We start from the raw sequence: 17,061 nt of genomic DNA on the forward strand, positions 1-17,061 counted from the left end.
CCGCGGGTCCAACCCTTCAACGAGGACCGGTTCACCCTTCCTTTTCAGGCGCCGGTCCGAGATAGAGGTGATATAATGGGGGGCGAACGCAAACAAGGAGGCATCCGACATGAGCGCGATTCGCGACAGTCTCGTCCGCTTGATCACCGAGACCTCCACCAACCTGCCCCCGGATGTCCGCCGGGCCATCAAGCGGGCCCAGCTTCAGGAGGAAGTGGGCACCCGCGCGGCGCTGGCGCTCAATACCATCATCGACAACATTATCTCTGCGGAAGAGGACGTGCAACCCATCTGCCAGGACACGGGCATGCCGACGTTCATCGTGCATACGCCGGTCGGCTACAATCAAATTCAACTCGAGAAGGAGATCCGCGCGGCCGTGGCAGAGGCCACGCGGCTCGGGAAACTGCGCCCGAACTCGGTCGACCCGCTGACCGGCAAGAACTCCGGCGATAACCTGGGCCCCGGCACTCCGGTGGTGCACTTCCACCAGTGGGAGCGGGACGACGTCGAGATCAAGCTGATCCTCAAAGGCGGCGGCTGTGAGAACAAGAACATTCAGTACGCCCTGCCCACCGACCTGCCGGGTCTCGGCCGCGCGGGTCGCGATCTCGACGGCATTCGCAAGTGCATCCTGCACGCGGTCTACCAGGCGCAGGGCCAAGGCTGCAGCGCCGGGTTTATCGGGGTCGGCATCGGCGGGGATCGCACGAGCGGCTACGAGCTGGCCAAGGAGCAGCTGTTCCGCCCCCTCGAGGACACCAACTCGAACCCGGTGTTGGCGGAGCTGGAGGAGTACATCCTGAAGACCGCCAACCAGCTGGAAATCGGGACGATGGGCTTCGGTGGCAAGGTCACCTTGCTCGGCTGCAAGATCGGCGTGATGAACCGCATTCCGGCCAGCTTCTACGTATCGGTGGCGTACAATTGCTGGGCCTTCAGGCGCCTCGGCATCGTCGTCGATGCCGAGACCGGGGAGATCAAAGAGTGGCTGTATCGCGACCAGCCCGAGGCGATGGAGCGCCCGCAGGGCGGATTTGATGTCAAGAATGCCATTGTCCTGCGCGCCCCCATCTCGGAGGAACAGATTCGCTCACTCAAGGTGGGCGATGTGGTGCTCGTCGAAGGCGAGATTCACACGGGCCGCGACGAGATCCACAAGTACCTCATGAAGCACGACGCGCCGGTGGACCTGCGGGGCGGCATCATCTACCACTGCGGTCCGGTGATGCTCAAGGACGAGCAGGGCAACTGGCAGGTCAAAGCGGCAGGCCCGACCACCAGCTCGCGCGAAGAGCCGTACCAGGCGGACATCATCGAGAAGTTCGGTATCCGCGCGGTCATCGGCAAGGGCGGCATGGGCGCGAAGACCTTGGCCGGCCTGCAGAAGTCGGGCGCGGTGTACCTGAACGCCATTGGCGGCGCGGCCCAGTACTACGCCCGGTGCATCAAGAAGGTCAACGGGGTCGACCTGCTCGAGCAATTCGGCATCCCGGAGGCCATGTGGCACCTGGAGGTGGAGGCGTTCCCGGCGATCGTCACCATGGACGCCCACGGCAACTCCTTGCACAAGGAGGTCGCTGATCACTCGCTCGTGAAGCTAGAGGATCTCAAGGACCCGGTGTTCGCGTAAATTGCGGACAACGCCGAGCGCCCGTCCCCTGGATGCAGGGGGGCGGGCGTTTTGTATGGTCGGATGGGTGCGGCGGCGGGATGTGGTAATAAACGATTTGATGTTATCGGCGGATGGCAGCAGGGTGATAAACAACATTTTGATGTCATCTCGGGGTGAGGATGATCGGATAAGGTGGCGAATTTTATTTATCGAGGTCAACGACGGTCTCCCCGGGCGCGGATAAATTGAAAACCGTTGCTATGAGTGACCCGAGCCATCCACATAACAACGAATCCGTTGCTATCCATCCGCGAGCCCGGTCGGATAAAGACAATTCGTTCACAACCGCCTTGACAATGGCCATCGTGGGCACCCTATCAACCCATTTAGCCCCCATTTACCCCCCAATCACCCCCCATTGGCAACCGATTAACCCCCCATTCCCACACGGGCCACGATTTGATCCGTATGCCCCGTGCAGACGCCCCATTCCCGTCTTGTGGAAATGACTGGGCCGACCAGGTGGGACTGGCGGATACTCGACGGCCAACAGGACCCTCATCACCCCGAGACACCTGACGGCCAACAGGACCCTCATCACCCCGAGACACCTGACGGCCGCAGGGCCTCATCAGTCCGGGTTACCCCCGAGCCGCCGGCGAACCGCCGACCACATGCGCAAGTAAGGCGCCAGGTCCGTCCGCCGGATGCAGTACAGGCCGGACGGATGGACGCCGGCGACGCGACCGAACCAGACGATATAGATGACGAACGAGATCGCGTACGACAGGGTGGAGGCGATGGCGCCGCCCACCATGCCGAGGGTGGGCAGCAGGATCAGGCAGGCGGCGGCATTGACCAACGCCGACACGCCGTTCATCCAGATGGATGTCTTCGGTTGGCCCAGGGCGTTGGTCGCGTATTGGATCACGATGTTACTCGCCGCCTTGACCACGAGCCCGGGCAGCAGGATGAAAAACGGCAGGATCGCCGCCCCGTACCCGGGATAGGCGAACAGGATGAGCCACGGGAAGGTCACGAACATCGCGATCGCGACCAGGGCCGACGAGAGCAGCGTGTGCCGGCAAGACAGCTCCGTCGCCGCGATGGCGTCCTGTTGGTCCGTGCCCGTCATCCGCCGGAACATCACCGACTGGATGGAGCCGGAGATGTTGAGGAGCACCTCCGAGGCGACGACGGCGATGCCATACACGGACGCCTCGGCGGCAGGCAGGAAGTGGTATACCATCCAGAAGTCCATGCGGTAGTTGAGGATGTTGACGCCCTGAGCGATGGACGACCAACCGCCGTATTGCCAGGTGCCCCGCCAATGCCGGGGATGCAGCCGCCAGGCCCATCCGCCTGGCACGCCGAGGCGCCGGTAGGTGACGACCATGGTCAGGAAGGCCGCCAATGCGAAACTGGCAATCCAGGCGGCATATGCCCCCGTAAGCCGGGCGGCGTCTCGATCGGCGTAGGGCAACGCGAACAACCCGCCGACGAACAGCAGGAAGATCAGCGGCTGCAAGGTGTTCACCCGGTTCAACCAGGCGATCTCGTCAGCGGCTTGGAGCAGACGGGACCCGTACCCGAAGATGAAGGTGAGCGGCATGCACATCAGCGCCCACCGCCACGGTCGATCCGCGCCGCCCCCGAACCCTCCCGCAGCGAAGCTGGCGCCCGCTACGAGAAGGACGACGATGCTCGCGAGGCCCACGAACAGATTCCCTGTCTGTACCACGCCCCGGGCATCCTCCGGGTGCTTGGGCAGCGCGTACGCGTAGTAATTGGTGAACCCGCCGACAAACGTCATCCCCGTCTGGGCGATGGTGCCGGCGAACTGGAATTCGACGCGATCCGGTTTGGAGAGCGCCCATGCCAGAGCAGCGCTGCTCAAAAAGCCGAGCCCCGACAGGACACCCTTGTAGATCATGGTGAACAAGGTGGTGCGTGAGGTGCTCACGCCCGTCCCTCCTTCTCTGTGCCTCCCGGCCCTGGCCTGGGCCGCCGCGCCGGAGGCGCCGACGTTCTGAAAGTACCACGGGTGCGCAGGCTCGGCAAGGTTGGCGAAATAGGCATCCGTCTGCCGACTGTGGTATGATCCGGGAAAACGCGTGCACTGCGGTGAGGGTGTTGCCGATGCGGATGTACGACCTCATTCACAAAAAACGCACCGGGCAGGCGTTGACACGCAGCGAGATCGAGTGGATGGTCGACGCGTACGTCCGGGGAGAGGTGCCGGATTACCAGGTGAGCGCGTTCGCCATGGCGGTCGTCTGGCGCGGGATGACAGACGAGGAGACGAAGGACCTCACCCTGGCGATGGCCAAATCGGGTCATGTGCTCGATCTCTCGTCCATTCCGGGCGTCAAGGTGGATAAACACAGTACCGGCGGCGTGGGGGACACCACCACCCTGGTGCTGGCGCCGCTGGTGGCGTCCGTCGGGGTGCCGGTGGCCAAGATGTCGGGCCGCGGGCTGGGGCACACGGGCGGCACCATCGACAAGCTGGAGTCCATCCCGGGATTCTCCTGCGAGCTGTCGATGGACGCGTTCCTGGACCAGGTGCGCCGCGTCGGCGTGGCGGTCGCCGCCCAGACGGCGGAGTTGGCGCCGGCGGACAAGAAGCTGTACGCCCTGCGCGACGTCACGGACACGGTGGAATCCATCCCGCTCATCGCCAGCTCCATCATGAGCAAGAAGATTGCGAGCGGCGCCGATGCGATCGTCCTCGACGTCAAGGTGGGCGCGGGCGCGTTCATGAAAGACCTGGATCAGGCGCGGCGGCTGGCGCGGGCGATGGTATCCATCGGCCAGCTGGCCGGGCGCCGGACCGTCGCCGTGCTGACCAACATGGACGAACCGCTCGGGCGCGCCATCGGCAACGCGCTCGAGGTCCGCGAGGCCGTGCTCACGCTGCGCGGGCAGGGACCGCCGGACCTGACGGAACTTTGCCTGACCCTCGGCGCGGAGATGGTCCTCCTCGCGGGCAAGGCGAAGGAAGCGGCCGCAGCCCGCGCGATGTTGGAGCAGGCCTTGGCGGACGGCAGGGCTGTCGCAAAGTGGAAGGAGTTCGTCCGGGCGCAGGGCGGTGACGATCGGGTCGCGGACGATCTCTCGCTCCTGCCGAAGGCGCCCGTCGTCCGTCCGTTGCACGCGTGGGCGGACGGCGTCGTGAGCGGGATGCAGGCGGAGGAGATCGGGCTCGTCGCCATGCGCCTGGGCGCCGGCCGGGCGAAACACGGGGATGCCATCGACCCCGCCGTCGGCATTGTGCTGCACCGCAAGGTGGGCGATCCGGTGGTCCAAGGCGAGGTGCTGGCGGAGATCCACGCCGCAAGCGAGGAGGCGGCGGAAGAGGCGGCGCGCGCGCTTCGCGGGTGCATCACCCTGGCGGCGGGCGATCCGTTCACGCCCCCGCTGGTGCTGGAGATCATCCGGGCCGACGTTTCGCCGGGCGATCCCGCGGGCGGCCAGGGGTCGCCAGAGGATTCCGCTCCCGGCACGGCGATCGACCCCGACGAGGCCCTGCTGGCCGCGGCAAGGGGGGCCCTGCAGCAGGCGTACGTGCCTTACTCCCGGTTTCCCGTGGGGGCGGCGCTGCGATTGTCCGACGGAACGGTGATCACCGGCGCAAACGTGGAGAATGCGTCGTACGGGCTCACGAACTGTGCGGAGCGCACGGCCTTGTTTCAATGGGCCGCCTCGCCGGCCCGGGCCGCGGGCATCCGGGTGGTGGCCGTGGCGGTGATTGCAAACAGCCCCGATCCGGTCGCGCCCTGCGGCGCGTGCCGGCAGGTGCTGGCGGAGTTCTGCAGCCCCGAGACGCCGGTGTGGCTGGCGAACACGGACGGCGCCGTCCGGCGGACGACGGTTGGGGAACTCCTGCCGCATGCATTTGGGCCCGCGCAGTTGGCGGGCGGTCGATGAGGCGAATGGAGGGTGTGGCGTGAGGGATCCAGTGATTCTCGGAATGGTTCAGGACATCCGCAGAGAGGCGGACGGAGAAGCCGGAGGAGCGAGCAGCGGGGCGCAGCAGTTGCCGCTGCGCAGCGAGGTGGAAGATCGGTACAAGTGGCGGCTAGAAGACATCTACCCGGATGACGCCCGTTGGGAGGAGGACGCGAAACAGGTCCTCGAGGACGTCCGGAAACTCGCGGCGCTGAAGGGGCGGCTGACGGCGTCGGCGTCGGCCCTGCTCGAGGGGCTAAAGCTGCAGGACCAGGTCAACGAGCGGCTGTCCCGGCTGTACGTGTACGCGAAGATGCGGCGGGACGAGGACAACGCCAATCCGAAGTACCAGGCGTTGACGGATCGGGCGACGTCCATCGCGGTGCAGGTGGACAGCGAGAAGGCGTTCGTCGTGCCGGAGATCCTGGCCGCGCCGGAGGAGACCCTGCGCGCGTACCTGGAGGAGGAACCGGGCCTCGCGCTGTACCGGTTCTACCTGGAGCAACTGATCCGTCAGAAGCCGCATGTCCTCTCGGCGGAGCAGGAGCAACTGCTGGCCGGCACGGGAGAGATGGCGAGCGCGCCGAGCCACATCTTCAGCATGTTCAACGACGCGGACATCCAGTTCCCCGTGATCGAGGACGAATCGGGCAAACCGGTCCAACTCACGCACGGGCGTTACATGCAGATGTTGCAGAGCCGCGACCGGCGGGTGCGCCGGGAGGCCTTCGAGGGCGTGCTGGAGACATACCGGAAGAGCCGCAACACGCTGGCCGCCATCTACTCTGCGAGTGTGAAAAAGGACCTGTTCTACGCGCAGGTGCGCCGTTACCCGGGGGCGCTCGAGGCGGCCCTCGACGAGGACGACGTTCCGGTCTCGGTCTACGACAACCTGATCGCAGCCGTGCGCGAGTCCCTGCCGGCGTTGCACAAGTACCTGGCGCTGCGCAAACGGGTGCTGGGGCTTGACGAGTTGCACATGTACGACCTGTACACACCGCTCGTGCCGGATTTGGATGTCAAGATCCCGTACGACAAGGCCGTGGAGACGGTCAAGGAGGCCATCCGCCCGCTCGGCGAGGCGTACCAGCGTGTCGCCGCGGAAGGGCTTGCGTCCGGGTGGGTGGACGTGTTTGAGACGCGCGGCAAGACGAGCGGCGCGTACTCCTGGGCGACCTACGGGGTGCACCCGTATATCCTGCTCAACCACCAGGACACGCTCAACGACATGTTCACGCTGGCGCACGAATTGGGTCACGCGATGCACTACTACTACTCCATGAACGCGCAGCCGTTCGTGTACGCCAACTACACCATCTTCGTGGCCGAGGTGGCTTCGACCTGTAACGAGGCGCTGCTGACGCATCACCTGCTCGAGACGACGGACGATCCGAAGATGCGGGCATACCTCATCAACCACCACCTGGAGACCCTGCGCGGGACCTTGTTCCGCCAGACGATGTTCGCGGAGTTCGAGAAGCTGGTGCACCGCCACGCCCAGGAGGGCGGAGCGCTGACGCCGGAGTGGCTGTGCGAGACCTATTACCAACTGGTGAGCGATTATTTTTCGGCGGAGTGCACGGTCGATCGCCCGATTGAGATGGAGTGGGCGCGCATTCCGCACTTCTACAACGCGTTCTACGTGTACAAGTACGCCACCGGCATTTCGGCGGCGACCGCGCTGTCGCAGAAGATCCTGCGGGAAGGGGAGCCGGCGGTGGAGGCGTATCTGTCCTTCCTGAAAGGCGGAGCGTCCGATTACCCGATTCCTCTCCTGCGCCGGGCGGGAGTCGATATGGAGTCGCCGGAGCCGGTGCGGGAGACCCTGCGCCTGTTCACGCGATTGGTCGACGACCTCGCGGCGCTGCTCCAGGCGTAACGCTGGCAGACAGCGAAAGCGCGAGGTTGGGGAGGGATGGCTGTGGACGGCAGAAGGGCGCGCAGAGCCGTGCTGGTGCTCTCCGTCTTCATCGCCATCGTCTCCTTCGCCATCTGGGGCTGGCGGCGCGCGCACGGTCGTGCAGCGCCGCTCTGGGACGAGGTGGCGATGGCGTACGGCGGGGTATTCTGCCTCTTTTGGTTTTTCGACGAGATCGGCCGGCAGGCGAGCATCCGGCGGCGGGAGCGGGCGCGCGTCCGTCCGCGCCCGTCCGCGGCCGCGTCTCCCGGCCAGCGCGTCGTCGCCGCACCGGGCCGGGGTCCGGCTTCGGTGCGGCTGGATCGCGTCAGCCCGGAGCAGGACGGACCGCTTCAAACCTTGCTGGACGATTTCGCAGAGGAGGTCTGGGCCCTCGAGGGACGGCGCCCTCCGGCCGGACCGGACGGGGCGCCCTTGGGATGGTCCGCAACGTCCTGGAGGGCGGAGGGTGTGCACGCGTTTTTCATCCTCGCCGCCCTCGGGGGCGGTGCCGAGGAACTCGCAGGGATGTGCGCGGTCCGCGCGGGATCGCGCGGGGCGGAGATCCGGGGGATCTACGTCCTGCCTGCCTGGCGGCGGCGTGGGGTGGGCGGACAAGCCCTGGAGAAGCTGCTGGAGTTCGTGCGATTGGCGAACCTGGGCGAGGCGGCGTCGGTCCGGCTGTCCCGCAACAACGCCCGGGCCCAGCGTTTCTTCGCCAAGCACGGGTTCGCCGCGTCGGTGTCCGTGACGGGTTCCCAGGATGATGTGGCGGCCGCCTTCCCGCCAGGGTCCGGTTCTCCATGGGACGCCGATGGGCGGGACGCCGGCGCATGGGTCACCTGGGAGCGGCCCGTCGCGCAGGTGTATCCGGTCACATGGGAGCGTTCGGAAGGGATTGCACCGCCTGGCGCAACTCCAAGGTGACCAGGGTACCCTCTCCGGGCCGGCTGCTGATGTGGACGTTGCCACCGTGCCGTTCCATGATCTGCTTGGTGACCGTCAAACCGAGTCCGGTGCCGGTGGTTTTGGTGGTGTAATACGGTTGGAAGAGGCGGGCCATTTGCTCGGCGGTCATGCCGCAACCGGTGTCCGCCACTTCCACCGTCACCTGGCCCGCCTGCACGCGCAGGCGCAAGCTGACCGTGTCCTTCGGCTTGCAGGCCTGAAACGCGTTCTGCAAGACGTTGAGGACCACCTGCTTGAGTTGATTGGCGTCTCCCCAGACCCAGGCGTCATTGACCTCGAGTTCCGTTTCCAAAGTGACGTTCGACAACGCCGCCTGCGGGGAGATGAATTCCGCCACCTCTTTCAGGGCGGCGGCGAGATCGACCAGCCCGAACACCGATTGCCCCGGTTTGGCGAGTGACATGAAGTCGGTGACCAGCCGTTGGATGCGGTCCAGCTCGTCGATGGTCAGGCGCAGGAAGCGCCGGTCTGTCTCGTCACACAACCGCTCCAGGAACAGCTGTAGGAACCCGCGCGCGGTCGTCAGCGGGTTGCGGATCTCGTGAGCGATCCCGGCGGCGAGGGAGGTCAGCACGGACCACTTTTCGGCGTCCAGGATGCGCGACTCCAGTTTCTTGTGGTTCGTGATGTCTTTGAAGATCGCCAGTTTGCAGCGCAGATACCCCCGGTGATCGGTCAGGGACCGCACGTTGGCCACATACGTCCGATCGCCCAGCGAGACCTCCAGCTCGTACTGATCCGGCAACTGCGCGATGTGGATCATCGCATCCCGGATCTCCTCTGTCACCGGAATCGGGTGGCGCTCCTCCAGCATCCGGTTGCGGGTGTCCAAAACGAGCACGTGACAGTCCAGATGGCTGACCAGGCTTCGAAACACGCGCAGGATGTCCTGACGGGATTCTTCCAATTGCCAGACCTGATAAACGGACGACGCCAGCGATTCGGCGAGGGAGGACAGCGCGGATCCGGGGAAGGCCGCGTCGGCGATCACGGCCAAGGCCCCCGCCAATGGCCCGCGATCCCCTCGGAGGGGCGATCCGGCTCCGGCCAAGCCCGCCCAGGGGGCCGAGGGATCGGCTGGTATGTACACGGTCTCCCCCTCCGCGAGCGCGGTGCCGAGCGGATTTCGCCCCATCTCGTGCTCAGATACGTCAGCCCCCACGTCCAGACCGCTGGCGTGCAGGGTCTGAAGAGTATCCGGGGGGCCGGCGAGATCGAACACCTTGGCGTCCCGGTCGCAAATCGCGATGGCCGCGATGCCCGCCCGCGGCCTCCGTTGGAACGCCGCCGTCTGTTTGCGGAATGCCTTGAGAAGATTCAGGTTCTTCCGGACCACATCGCCGTTTTCCAGAAGCCCGGAGAGGCCTTCCCCGAGCTCCGGAAGACGGGTGCCAAAAACCGGGGCCATACCCAGGAGGGCTTGTCCCGGCGCTCTTGACGACGGATGGCTCATCCTTCATTCACACCCTTACGCGCGCCTGTGCGCGCGAGTCATCCCGAACCGAATGCCGTTAATCTTATTATCCTCACTTTATTGTCAGGGAACAAGCGAATTCACGCTCGATCGGGCTCTGTCCACAAAAGTAGACAGCATTCGACACGCGTTGGCGGTGGGACAGGGGGAGTACCTGCTGGGGGATGGCTCGACGGGCTTCGTCATCCCCCCAGGTGGACGACCAACATGCTGCCCTGGGAAAAGAGCTGGGTGGTCTGGTGCAGACGGGTGAATACCGCCGGGGCCTCTTGGCGAATGGAGACCAAGCCCGCTTCGGTGACACCGCCCGGGACACAGACGCGGTTGATGATGTCGGAAAACGTCATCCCGCTCTGGAGCAGTTGCGTCACGCCCGCCAGGGTCCCCGAAAGGAGTCGTTCCGCCTCCTCCTGAGTCATGGTCCCGGTCTGTTCGGCCGCCTCCGCCCAGTGCCGCAGCAGGGCGGCGAGAAATGCCGGTCCGCAGCTGGTGAGGTCGCTGGCCACACGGATCTGGTCCTCCCGGACGGCGTGAGGGGTGGCGATCTCCGACAGCGCCGATTCCAACCACACTCTGTCGGAGTCGGAGGCGCGCGTCCCATGGCAGACCAGGATGACGCCGCTGCGGGCCAACTGCACGACGCTCGGGATCACTTTTGCCACCGGGCAGGCGACGCACTGCTCGAGCCAGGCGATCGGCAGCGAGCTGATGGTGACCGCCAGCATGTGGTGCGGGCGGAGGAGCGGGCCGAGCTCGTTCATCAACGGACGGCCGTCCTGTGACTTGGTGCACAGAAAGACCAGCTGGCTTCGGTCCACCAAATCCGCCAAGCCGGAGGCCACGCGGATATTCGGTGCGGAGCGGGCGAGCGCGTCCGCCTTTTCGCGGGTCCGGTTGACGACCCAGATCTCGTGCTGTGGGTTGACGGCAAACGCCTGGGCCAACATGCTGCCGATGGTCCCCGTTCCGATGACACCGATGCGCATGGTCTCGCCTCCAATGTGCCTTGGGATCGCTCTTGCTGCGGGTGCGCCTGGCTGGGCCAGGGCCGTGGTGCCGCTTACTTATGTGTATTCGCCTGGGCGCGAATTGCTCACTGCGTGACTCGCATATGGTGGAATGAGGTAAGCGCTTTTAGCAGGAATCGTGCCAATCGTGTCGAATCGTCTTTTCAACACCAAAACGGACGGGAGATGGCCGGGATGAATCTCGGGTACGGGCTGTATCAGGAGCAGATGCAGCGTTTGGTCATGACCCAGCAGATGAAACAGGCCATCGAACTTCTGCAGTGCAATGCGCTGGAGTTGGTCGAGAAATTGGCGGAGTTGGCCGACAGCAACCCGCTGGCGGAGGTGGAACCCCCGCCCGCGCTGTGGCAGGAGCCCTGGTGGCGCACGGCGCCAGGCGCGGGCGGCGTGCGCAGGGATGCGGCGGGGGTTCCGTTCGAGCAGGTGGTGGCCGCCGAGGACACCCTGAGCCAAGCGCTCGTGCGGCAGCTGCGGCTGATGCCTGCGCCGCGGCACATCCTGCGCTGCGCCGAGTATCTCGCGGGTTGCCTCGATGAAAGCGGATACCTCCGGGAGCCCGAGGATGCCTTGTGCGAAGTTTTGGGTGTCCCCCGTGAGGTATTTGACGAGGCGCTGGCGCTGTTGCAGTCGTGCGATCCGCCCGGCATCGGGGCCCGCCACCTGCGCGAGTGCCTGCGTCTGCAGTTGGATCGGGTGCCGGCTGGACGGCGGGAGATGGTGCGGATCCTGATCGACCACCACCTGGAGGCCGTGGCGGCGGGCAAGTTGGCCGCGATTGCCAAGCAACTGCACACCTCACCCGCAGAGGTGCAGGCCGCCGTCGACGAACTGCGCCGCCTCAACCCGCGCCCGGGATACGCCTACAAGGCAGGCCGCCCCGAGTATGTCGTGCCCGATCTCCTGGTGCGCCGCGACGGGTCCCGGTACATCGTCCTGCACAACGACCACGCCGAACCCTCCCTGCGCATCAGTCCGCACTACCATCGCATGCTGGCGCGGGCGGAGGACGAGGAGACCCGCCAGTACCTGGTCAAGAAACTGCACGCCGTGCAGTGGTTCGCGCGCTGCCTCGAGCAGCGCCGCGTGACGCTGTACCGGGTGGGCGAAGCGATTGTCGAATATCAGCGCGCCTTTTTCGATCACGGTGTCGCCGCGCTGAGACCGCTGACACTTCGCCAGGTGGGCGAAGCCCTGGGATTGCACGAGTCGACCATCAGCCGGGCGACGCGCGGAAAGTACATGCTGACGCCGCGCGGGCTGTTCGAGATGAAGTACTTTTTCACCGCCGAGGTGGCGGCGGCCGGCGGATCGACCTCAGCCGGCGCCGTGAAGTTCGCCATCCGGCGCCTCATCGACACGGAAGACCCGCAGCGTCCGCTCTCCGACGAAGCGCTCGCTCGCCGTTTGCAGGACGAAGGGATGTATATCTCCCGGCGGACCGTCGCCAAGTACCGTGAGGAGATGCAGATTCCGCCGTCGTGGCGGCGGCGGCGGTTCGCCGAATGACGCGTTGCACCTGGGCTCTGCAGGCGGACGTTTCGATTTGCGTTTGACCGCGCCTTGGCATACAATGGAGTCAAGAACGAGCGCTCCTCGGGCGCGGTTTCTTTTCTTCCATGTGGGACGTTTTTTAGAACGCAGGGACCAAAAAGGTCCCGGAGGTCGACAGGCGTGGATGTCTTGGAGCTGTCTGCCGTCCGGCGCATCGTACCGGAGTTGATGGAGACCTTGCAGGCTCGGGTCCAAATCCTGCACCGCATTCGCCTGCTGCAACCGGTGGGCCGGCGGGCGCTGGCGGCGGCGATGGGGATCACGGAACGGGTGCTGCGCGCGGAGGTCGAATTCCTGCGCCGCCAGGGGCTGTTGGTGTTCAACCCGGCAGGCATGTCGCTGTCTGAACAGGGGTACGCTCTTCTTGACCAATTGGAAGGGGTGCTGGCGGCAGTCGAGGGCAGGGGAGAACTCGCCCAGCGCCTGTCGCGCGCGCTCGGCATCCCGCACGTGACGGTGGTGCAGGGCGATTCGGACGAGGAGACCTGGGTGAAGGACACGCTCGGCTTGCAGACCGCACTGTACCTGCGCGAGACCTTGACCGAGGGGGACGTCCTGGCGGTGACCGGTGGCACGACGATGTCGGCGGTCGCCGAGATGATGCCGGCCAAGGGCCCGCGGCTGCGGATCCGGGTCGTCCCCGCGCGCGGCGGACTCGGGGAGAATGTCGACATCCAGGCGAACACCATTGCGGCGCGCCTGGCAGAGCGCCTTGGCGGCACCTCCATCATGCTGCACGTCCCGGATCAGTTGAGCCCGGAGACCTTGGAGCACTTGACCAGTGAACCGCTGGTGCAGGAGCGGCTGCAGGAGGTGCGTGAGGCCACCGTCGTCGTCCACGGCATCGGGGATGCCCTGACGATGGCCCGGCGGCGGCAGCTGGCGCCCGAAGAATTGGCGGTCCTCCGGGCGCGGGGGGCGGTCGCCGAGGCGTTTGGGTACTTTTTCGACGCGCAAGGCGAACCGGTCCACGCCATGACGACCGTCGGGCTGCGGTTGGAGGATCTCGCCCAACTGCGCCTCGTCATCGCGGTGGCGGGCGGCGCCTCGAAGGCCAAGGCCATCGCCGCCGCCGCCAAAGCCTACCGGATGGACGTGTTGGTGACAGACGAAGGAGCTGCGACCGCCATCCTGGCGGATGGTGTGCAACATCATACAGGAGGGGACGAATCATGACAATCCGTGTGGGGATCAACGGTTTCGGGCGCATCGGCCGCAATGTGTTCCGGGCGGCGCTCAAGCGCCCGGAGGTGGAGATCGTGGCGGTCAACGACCTGACGGACGCGGGGACGCTGGCGATGTTGCTGGAGTACGACTCGGTGCACGGCCGCCTCGGCGCCGAGGTCCGGGCGGAGGAGGGGGCGCTCATCGTCGACGGCCGCCGTATCCAGGTGCTGGCCGAGCGCGACCCGGCCAATCTGCCGTGGGCCAAGCTCGGGGTCGAGCTGGTGGTAGAGTCGACCGGGCGCTTCACCGACAAGGAGAAGGCTCAGGTGCACATCACCCACGGCGGCGCGAAGAAGGTCATCATCTCGGCCCCGGCGAAAAATGAGGACATCACCATCGTTATGGGCGTCAACGAGCAGGCGTACGATCCGGAACGCCATCACGTGATCTCCAACGCGTCCTGCACGACCAACTGCTTGGCGCCAGTGGCCAAGGTCCTCGATGACACCTTCGGGATCGTCCGCGGCCTGATGACCACCGTGCACTCGTATACGAACGATCAGCAGATCCTCGATCTGCCGCACAAGGACCTGCGCCGGGCTCGCGCCGCCGCGCTGTCCATCATCCCCACGACGACGGGCGCCGCGAAGGCGGTCGGCCTGGTGCTGCCGCACCTCAAAGGCAAGCTGAACGGCATGGCGATGCGCGTGCCGACGCCAAACGTGTCGGTGGTCGATCTGACGGCGGAGTTGAAGCGCCCGGCGACCGTGGAGGAGATCAACGGCGCGCTGCAGGCGGCTGCAGCGGACGGGCTCAAGGGCATCCTTGCCTTCACTGACCAACCGCTGGTATCGCGGGACTTCAACGGCGACCCGCACTCGGCCATCGTCGACGGCCTGTCCACCATGGTGATGGACGGCAACCTGGTGAAGGTCATCGCCTGGTACGACAACGAGTGGGGCTACTCCAACCGCGTGGTCGATCTCGCGGCCTATATTGCGAGCAAGCTGCCGGCGGCGGTCCGCTGAGGCCGCATGGGCGTTTCGCTCCGTTTGTGCTGAGAGTCACTTCGCGAAACGCCCATGCAGCAGACGAGATGAAAATCGCGCCTGTGGTGTGTTACGATTTGGCTGAAGACACAGGGCGGCCGGACGGATGCCGGGCGACCGCTCACGCAGCTCGCCGCAGGGTGGCATGGGCGGCTCCCGGTGCGGCCGGGGCCGCCCGTTTCGTTGCGTGGGCGCTTCACTCCGTTTGTGCGGGTGGGCGCTGCGCTTCGCTTCTGCTGCGCAAGCCGCTTCGCGCCGCGCCCCACACCGTCACCGGCTGCGTGGGCGTTTCACGAAGTGACTTGCGCAGCATAAACGGAGTGAAACGCCCACGCAGAGGAAGCGGAGCCGGCGCGACCCACACCATTGTAGAGGTGAACCGTATGAACAAACAGACGGTGCGCGATGTCGAGTGGAAGGGCAGACGAGCCCTGGTGCGGGTGGATTTCAATGTGCCGATGCAGGACGGCCGCATCACCGACGACACGCGCATGCGGGCTGCGCTGCCGACGCTGCTCTACCTGCTCGAACGCGGCGCCGCCGTGATCCTGATGAGCCATCTCGGTCGCCCCAAGGGACAGCGGGTGGAGAAGTATTCGCTGGAGCCCGTCGCCGGGCACCTGCGGGTGCTCTTGCCGGAGGTCCAAATCCGCTTCGCATCCGACTGCGTCGGAGATGAGGCGGAGCAGGCCGCCCGGGGCCTCGCGCCCAGGGAGGTGCTCGTGCTGGAGAACCTGCGCTTTCACCCGGAGGAGGAGAAGAACGATCCCGCCTTCGCGGAGGCGCTGGCCCGCCTCGGGGACGTGTACGTGAACGACGCCTTCGGTGCGGCCCACCGGGCCCACGCCTCGACGGCCGGGGTGGCCCGCTACCTCCCGGCGGTGGCCGGGTTGTTGATGGAGCGGGAGATCGACGTGATGGGGCGCGCCCTCGAGCGGCCGGAGCGGCCGTTCACGGCCATCATCGGCGGGGCGAAGGTGTCCGACAAGATCGGCGTGATCGAGAACCTGTTGCCGAAAGTCGACCACCTGCTCATCGGCGGCGGGATGGCGAACACATTCCTCGCGGTCCAGGGACACGATATGGGCAAGTCGCTGGTGGAGACGGAGGCCCTGGACACGGCCCGGCGACTGCTGCAGGCGGCGGCGGACCGCGGGGCGCAGTTGTTGTTGCCGCTTGACCTGGTGGTGGCTGACCGGTTCGCCCCGGATGCGGAGCGCCGCGTATGCGCTGCGGGCGAGGTCCCGCCCGACGGGATGGCCCTCGACATCGGTCCGGAGACCGCGGCGAAGTATCAGGAGGTCATCCGGCAGGCCAAGACGGTGATCTGGAACGGCCCCATGGGGGTGTTCGAGATGCCCGCGTTCGCCCGCGGGACGCTGGCGATCGCGGAGGCGATGGCACAGGTGCAGGGCGTGACCATCGTCGGCGGCGGGGACTCCGTCGCGGCGGTGGAGCAAGCCGGACTCGCGGATCGGATGACGCACGTGTCGACCGGCGGCGGGGCGTCGCTCGAGTTCCTCGAGGGCAAGACCTTGCCTGGGGTCGCCGCGCTGCGCGATAAGGGGGAATCCTGATGACGCGGCGGCAATTGTTGGCGGGCAACTGGAAGATGAACAAGACGGTGGCCGAGGCGCGGGCGTTCGCGGAGGCCATTGGGCGGCAGGCGGACACGTTTGAAGGCGAGGCGGATTTCGCGGTGTGTCCGCCTTTCACCGCGCTGCACGTCCTGCGCGTCACGCTGCCGGCGCGCGTGGCGCTCGGGGCGCAGAATGTGTACTTCGAGCCGAAGGGCGCGTTCACGGGCGAGGTGTCGACCGACATGCTGGCGGAAGCCGGGGTCCGGTACGTGATCGTCGGGCACTCCGAGCGGCGCCACCTGTTCGGGGAGACGGACGCCTTGGTCCGCAAAAAACTGGAGGCGGTGCTCGGGGCGGGGATGACGCCCATCCTGTGCGTCGGAGAGGACCTGCGCGAGCGGCAGTTGGGACACACCGAGCGCGTGGTCGAGCGGCAGACGAAGGCCGCGCTGGCGGGGGTCGATGCGGGCCGGGCCGGCGAAGTGGTGATCGCGTACGAGCCGGTGTGGGCCATCGGCAGCGGCCAGACGCCGGCACCGGAGGACGCGCAGCGGGTGGTCGCGCACATTCGCCGCGTGATCGAACAGGAAAAAGGGAAGGAAGCGGCCGAGCGGGTAAGGATCCTGTACGGGGGAAGCGTCACGGCCGACAACATCGCGGGATTCACCGCGCAGCCGGACATCGACGGAGCGCTGGTCGGCGGGGCGAGCCTCGATCCCGACGGATTCGTCCGCATGGCCAAAGCCATCACGAAAGGGGCGAGCGCATGACGGTCGGGCA

The 17,061-nt window shown here is 66.2% G+C and carries 12 protein-coding genes; 9 read left to right on the top strand and 3 right to left on the bottom strand.

What is annotated here, in order from left to right:
- Positions 1-109 precede the first annotated feature (109 nt).
- Complete coding sequence (locus tag N687_RS0116030; protein ID WP_029422822.1) at positions 110-1,633, top strand: fumarate hydratase; 1,524 nt, start codon at positions 110-112, stop codon at positions 1,631-1,633.
- Between the two features lie 613 nt (positions 1,634-2,246).
- Here N687_RS0116030 and N687_RS0116035 read toward each other — a convergent pair.
- Positions 2,247-3,578, bottom strand: coding sequence for a polysaccharide biosynthesis C-terminal domain-containing protein (locus N687_RS0116035; protein WP_051663348.1), 1,332 nt, complete (start codon positions 3,576-3,578; stop codon positions 2,247-2,249).
- Positions 3,579-3,754: 176 nt separating this feature from the next.
- Here N687_RS0116035 and N687_RS21390 point away from each other — a divergent pair, with 176 nt between their 5' ends.
- Genes N687_RS21390 through N687_RS0116050 form a run of 3 tightly spaced genes read left to right on the top strand, consistent with a single transcriptional unit; the run spans position 3,755 to position 8,390 of the window.
- A complete protein-coding gene (locus tag N687_RS21390; RefSeq protein WP_035462420.1) occupies positions 3,755-5,545 on the top strand; it encodes a pyrimidine-nucleoside phosphorylase in 1,791 nt (596 codons plus the stop codon).
- Positions 5,546-5,588: 43 nt separating this feature from the next.
- A complete protein-coding gene (pepF, locus tag N687_RS0116045; protein WP_051663633.1) occupies positions 5,589-7,445 on the top strand; it encodes an oligoendopeptidase F in 1,857 nt (618 codons plus the stop codon).
- Between the two features lie 42 nt (positions 7,446-7,487).
- Positions 7,488-8,390, top strand: coding sequence for a GNAT family N-acetyltransferase (locus N687_RS0116050; protein ID WP_035462423.1), 903 nt, complete (start codon positions 7,488-7,490; stop codon positions 8,388-8,390).
- Here the strand turns inward: N687_RS0116050 and N687_RS22450 are convergent.
- Together N687_RS22450 and N687_RS0116060 are read right to left on the bottom strand one after the other, a co-directional pair.
- Positions 8,338-9,885 carry an ATP-binding protein gene (locus tag N687_RS22450; protein ID WP_156040188.1) on the bottom strand — a complete coding sequence of 516 codons (1,548 nt, stop codon included), beginning with the start codon at positions 9,883-9,885 and terminating at the stop codon, positions 8,338-8,340. The two genes, N687_RS0116050 and N687_RS22450, sit on opposite strands and share 53 nt — an antisense overlap.
- Before the next feature lie 203 nt (positions 9,886-10,088).
- Entirely contained in the window at positions 10,089-10,892 is an 804-nt protein-coding gene (locus tag N687_RS0116060; protein WP_029422828.1) for a pyrroline-5-carboxylate reductase dimerization domain-containing protein, read from the bottom strand.
- A gap of 216 nt (positions 10,893-11,108) precedes the next feature.
- On the opposite strand from N687_RS0116060, the gene rpoN reads away from it, so the two are divergent.
- The 5 genes from rpoN (at position 11,109) to tpiA (ending at position 17,051) form a co-directional block, all read left to right on the top strand.
- Positions 11,109-12,440, top strand: a complete 1,332-nt coding sequence (gene rpoN, locus N687_RS0116065) for an RNA polymerase factor sigma-54 (RefSeq protein WP_029422829.1) — start codon at positions 11,109-11,111, stop codon at positions 12,438-12,440.
- A gap of 213 nt (positions 12,441-12,653) precedes the next feature.
- Positions 12,654-13,661 (top strand): sugar-binding transcriptional regulator, encoded by a 1,008-nt coding sequence (locus tag N687_RS0116070; RefSeq protein ID WP_419670162.1) that lies wholly within the window; start codon positions 12,654-12,656, stop codon positions 13,659-13,661.
- A complete protein-coding gene (gene gap, locus N687_RS0116075; protein WP_029422831.1) occupies positions 13,658-14,680 on the top strand; it encodes a type I glyceraldehyde-3-phosphate dehydrogenase in 1,023 nt (340 codons plus the stop codon). The genes N687_RS0116070 and gap overlap by 4 nt, the downstream gene beginning before the upstream one ends.
- 404 nt (positions 14,681-15,084) lie before the next feature.
- On the top strand, positions 15,085-16,278 hold the full coding sequence (locus N687_RS0116080; protein ID WP_029422832.1) for a phosphoglycerate kinase: 1,194 nt from the start codon (positions 15,085-15,087) through the stop codon (positions 16,276-16,278).
- Positions 16,278-17,051 carry a triose-phosphate isomerase gene (gene tpiA, locus N687_RS0116085; protein WP_029422833.1) on the top strand — a complete coding sequence of 258 codons (774 nt, stop codon included), beginning with the start codon at positions 16,278-16,280 and terminating at the stop codon, positions 17,049-17,051. The genes N687_RS0116080 and tpiA overlap by 1 nt, the downstream gene beginning before the upstream one ends.
- Positions 17,052-17,061: the final 10 nt, after the last annotated feature.

Source organism: Alicyclobacillus macrosporangiidus CPP55, assembly GCF_000702485.1.
In the GTDB taxonomy this organism is placed as follows: Bacteria; Bacillota; Bacilli; order Alicyclobacillales; family Alicyclobacillaceae; genus Alicyclobacillus_H; species Alicyclobacillus_H macrosporangiidus_B.

Coding starts and splice junctions, on each gene's coding strand:
- N687_RS0116030 (WP_029422822.1), top strand. CDS start 110: ATGAGCGCGATTCGCGACAGTCTCGTCCGCTTGATCACCGAGACCTCC.
- N687_RS21390 (WP_035462420.1), top strand. CDS start 3,755: ATGCGGATGTACGACCTCATTCACAAAAAACGCACCGGGCAGGCGTTG.
- pepF (WP_051663633.1), top strand. CDS start 5,589: ATGGTTCAGGACATCCGCAGAGAGGCGGACGGAGAAGCCGGAGGAGCG.
- N687_RS22450 (WP_156040188.1), bottom strand. CDS start 9,885: ATGAGCCATCCGTCGTCAAGAGCGCCGGGACAAGCCCTCCTGGGTATG.
- N687_RS0116060 (WP_029422828.1), bottom strand. CDS start 10,892: ATGCGCATCGGTGTCATCGGAACGGGGACCATCGGCAGCATGTTGGCC.
- rpoN (WP_029422829.1), top strand. CDS start 11,109: ATGAATCTCGGGTACGGGCTGTATCAGGAGCAGATGCAGCGTTTGGTC.
- N687_RS0116070 (WP_419670162.1), top strand. CDS start 12,654: ATGGAGACCTTGCAGGCTCGGGTCCAAATCCTGCACCGCATTCGCCTG.
- gap (WP_029422831.1), top strand. CDS start 13,658: ATGACAATCCGTGTGGGGATCAACGGTTTCGGGCGCATCGGCCGCAAT.
- N687_RS0116080 (WP_029422832.1), top strand. CDS start 15,085: ATGAACAAACAGACGGTGCGCGATGTCGAGTGGAAGGGCAGACGAGCC.
- tpiA (WP_029422833.1), top strand. CDS start 16,278: ATGACGCGGCGGCAATTGTTGGCGGGCAACTGGAAGATGAACAAGACG.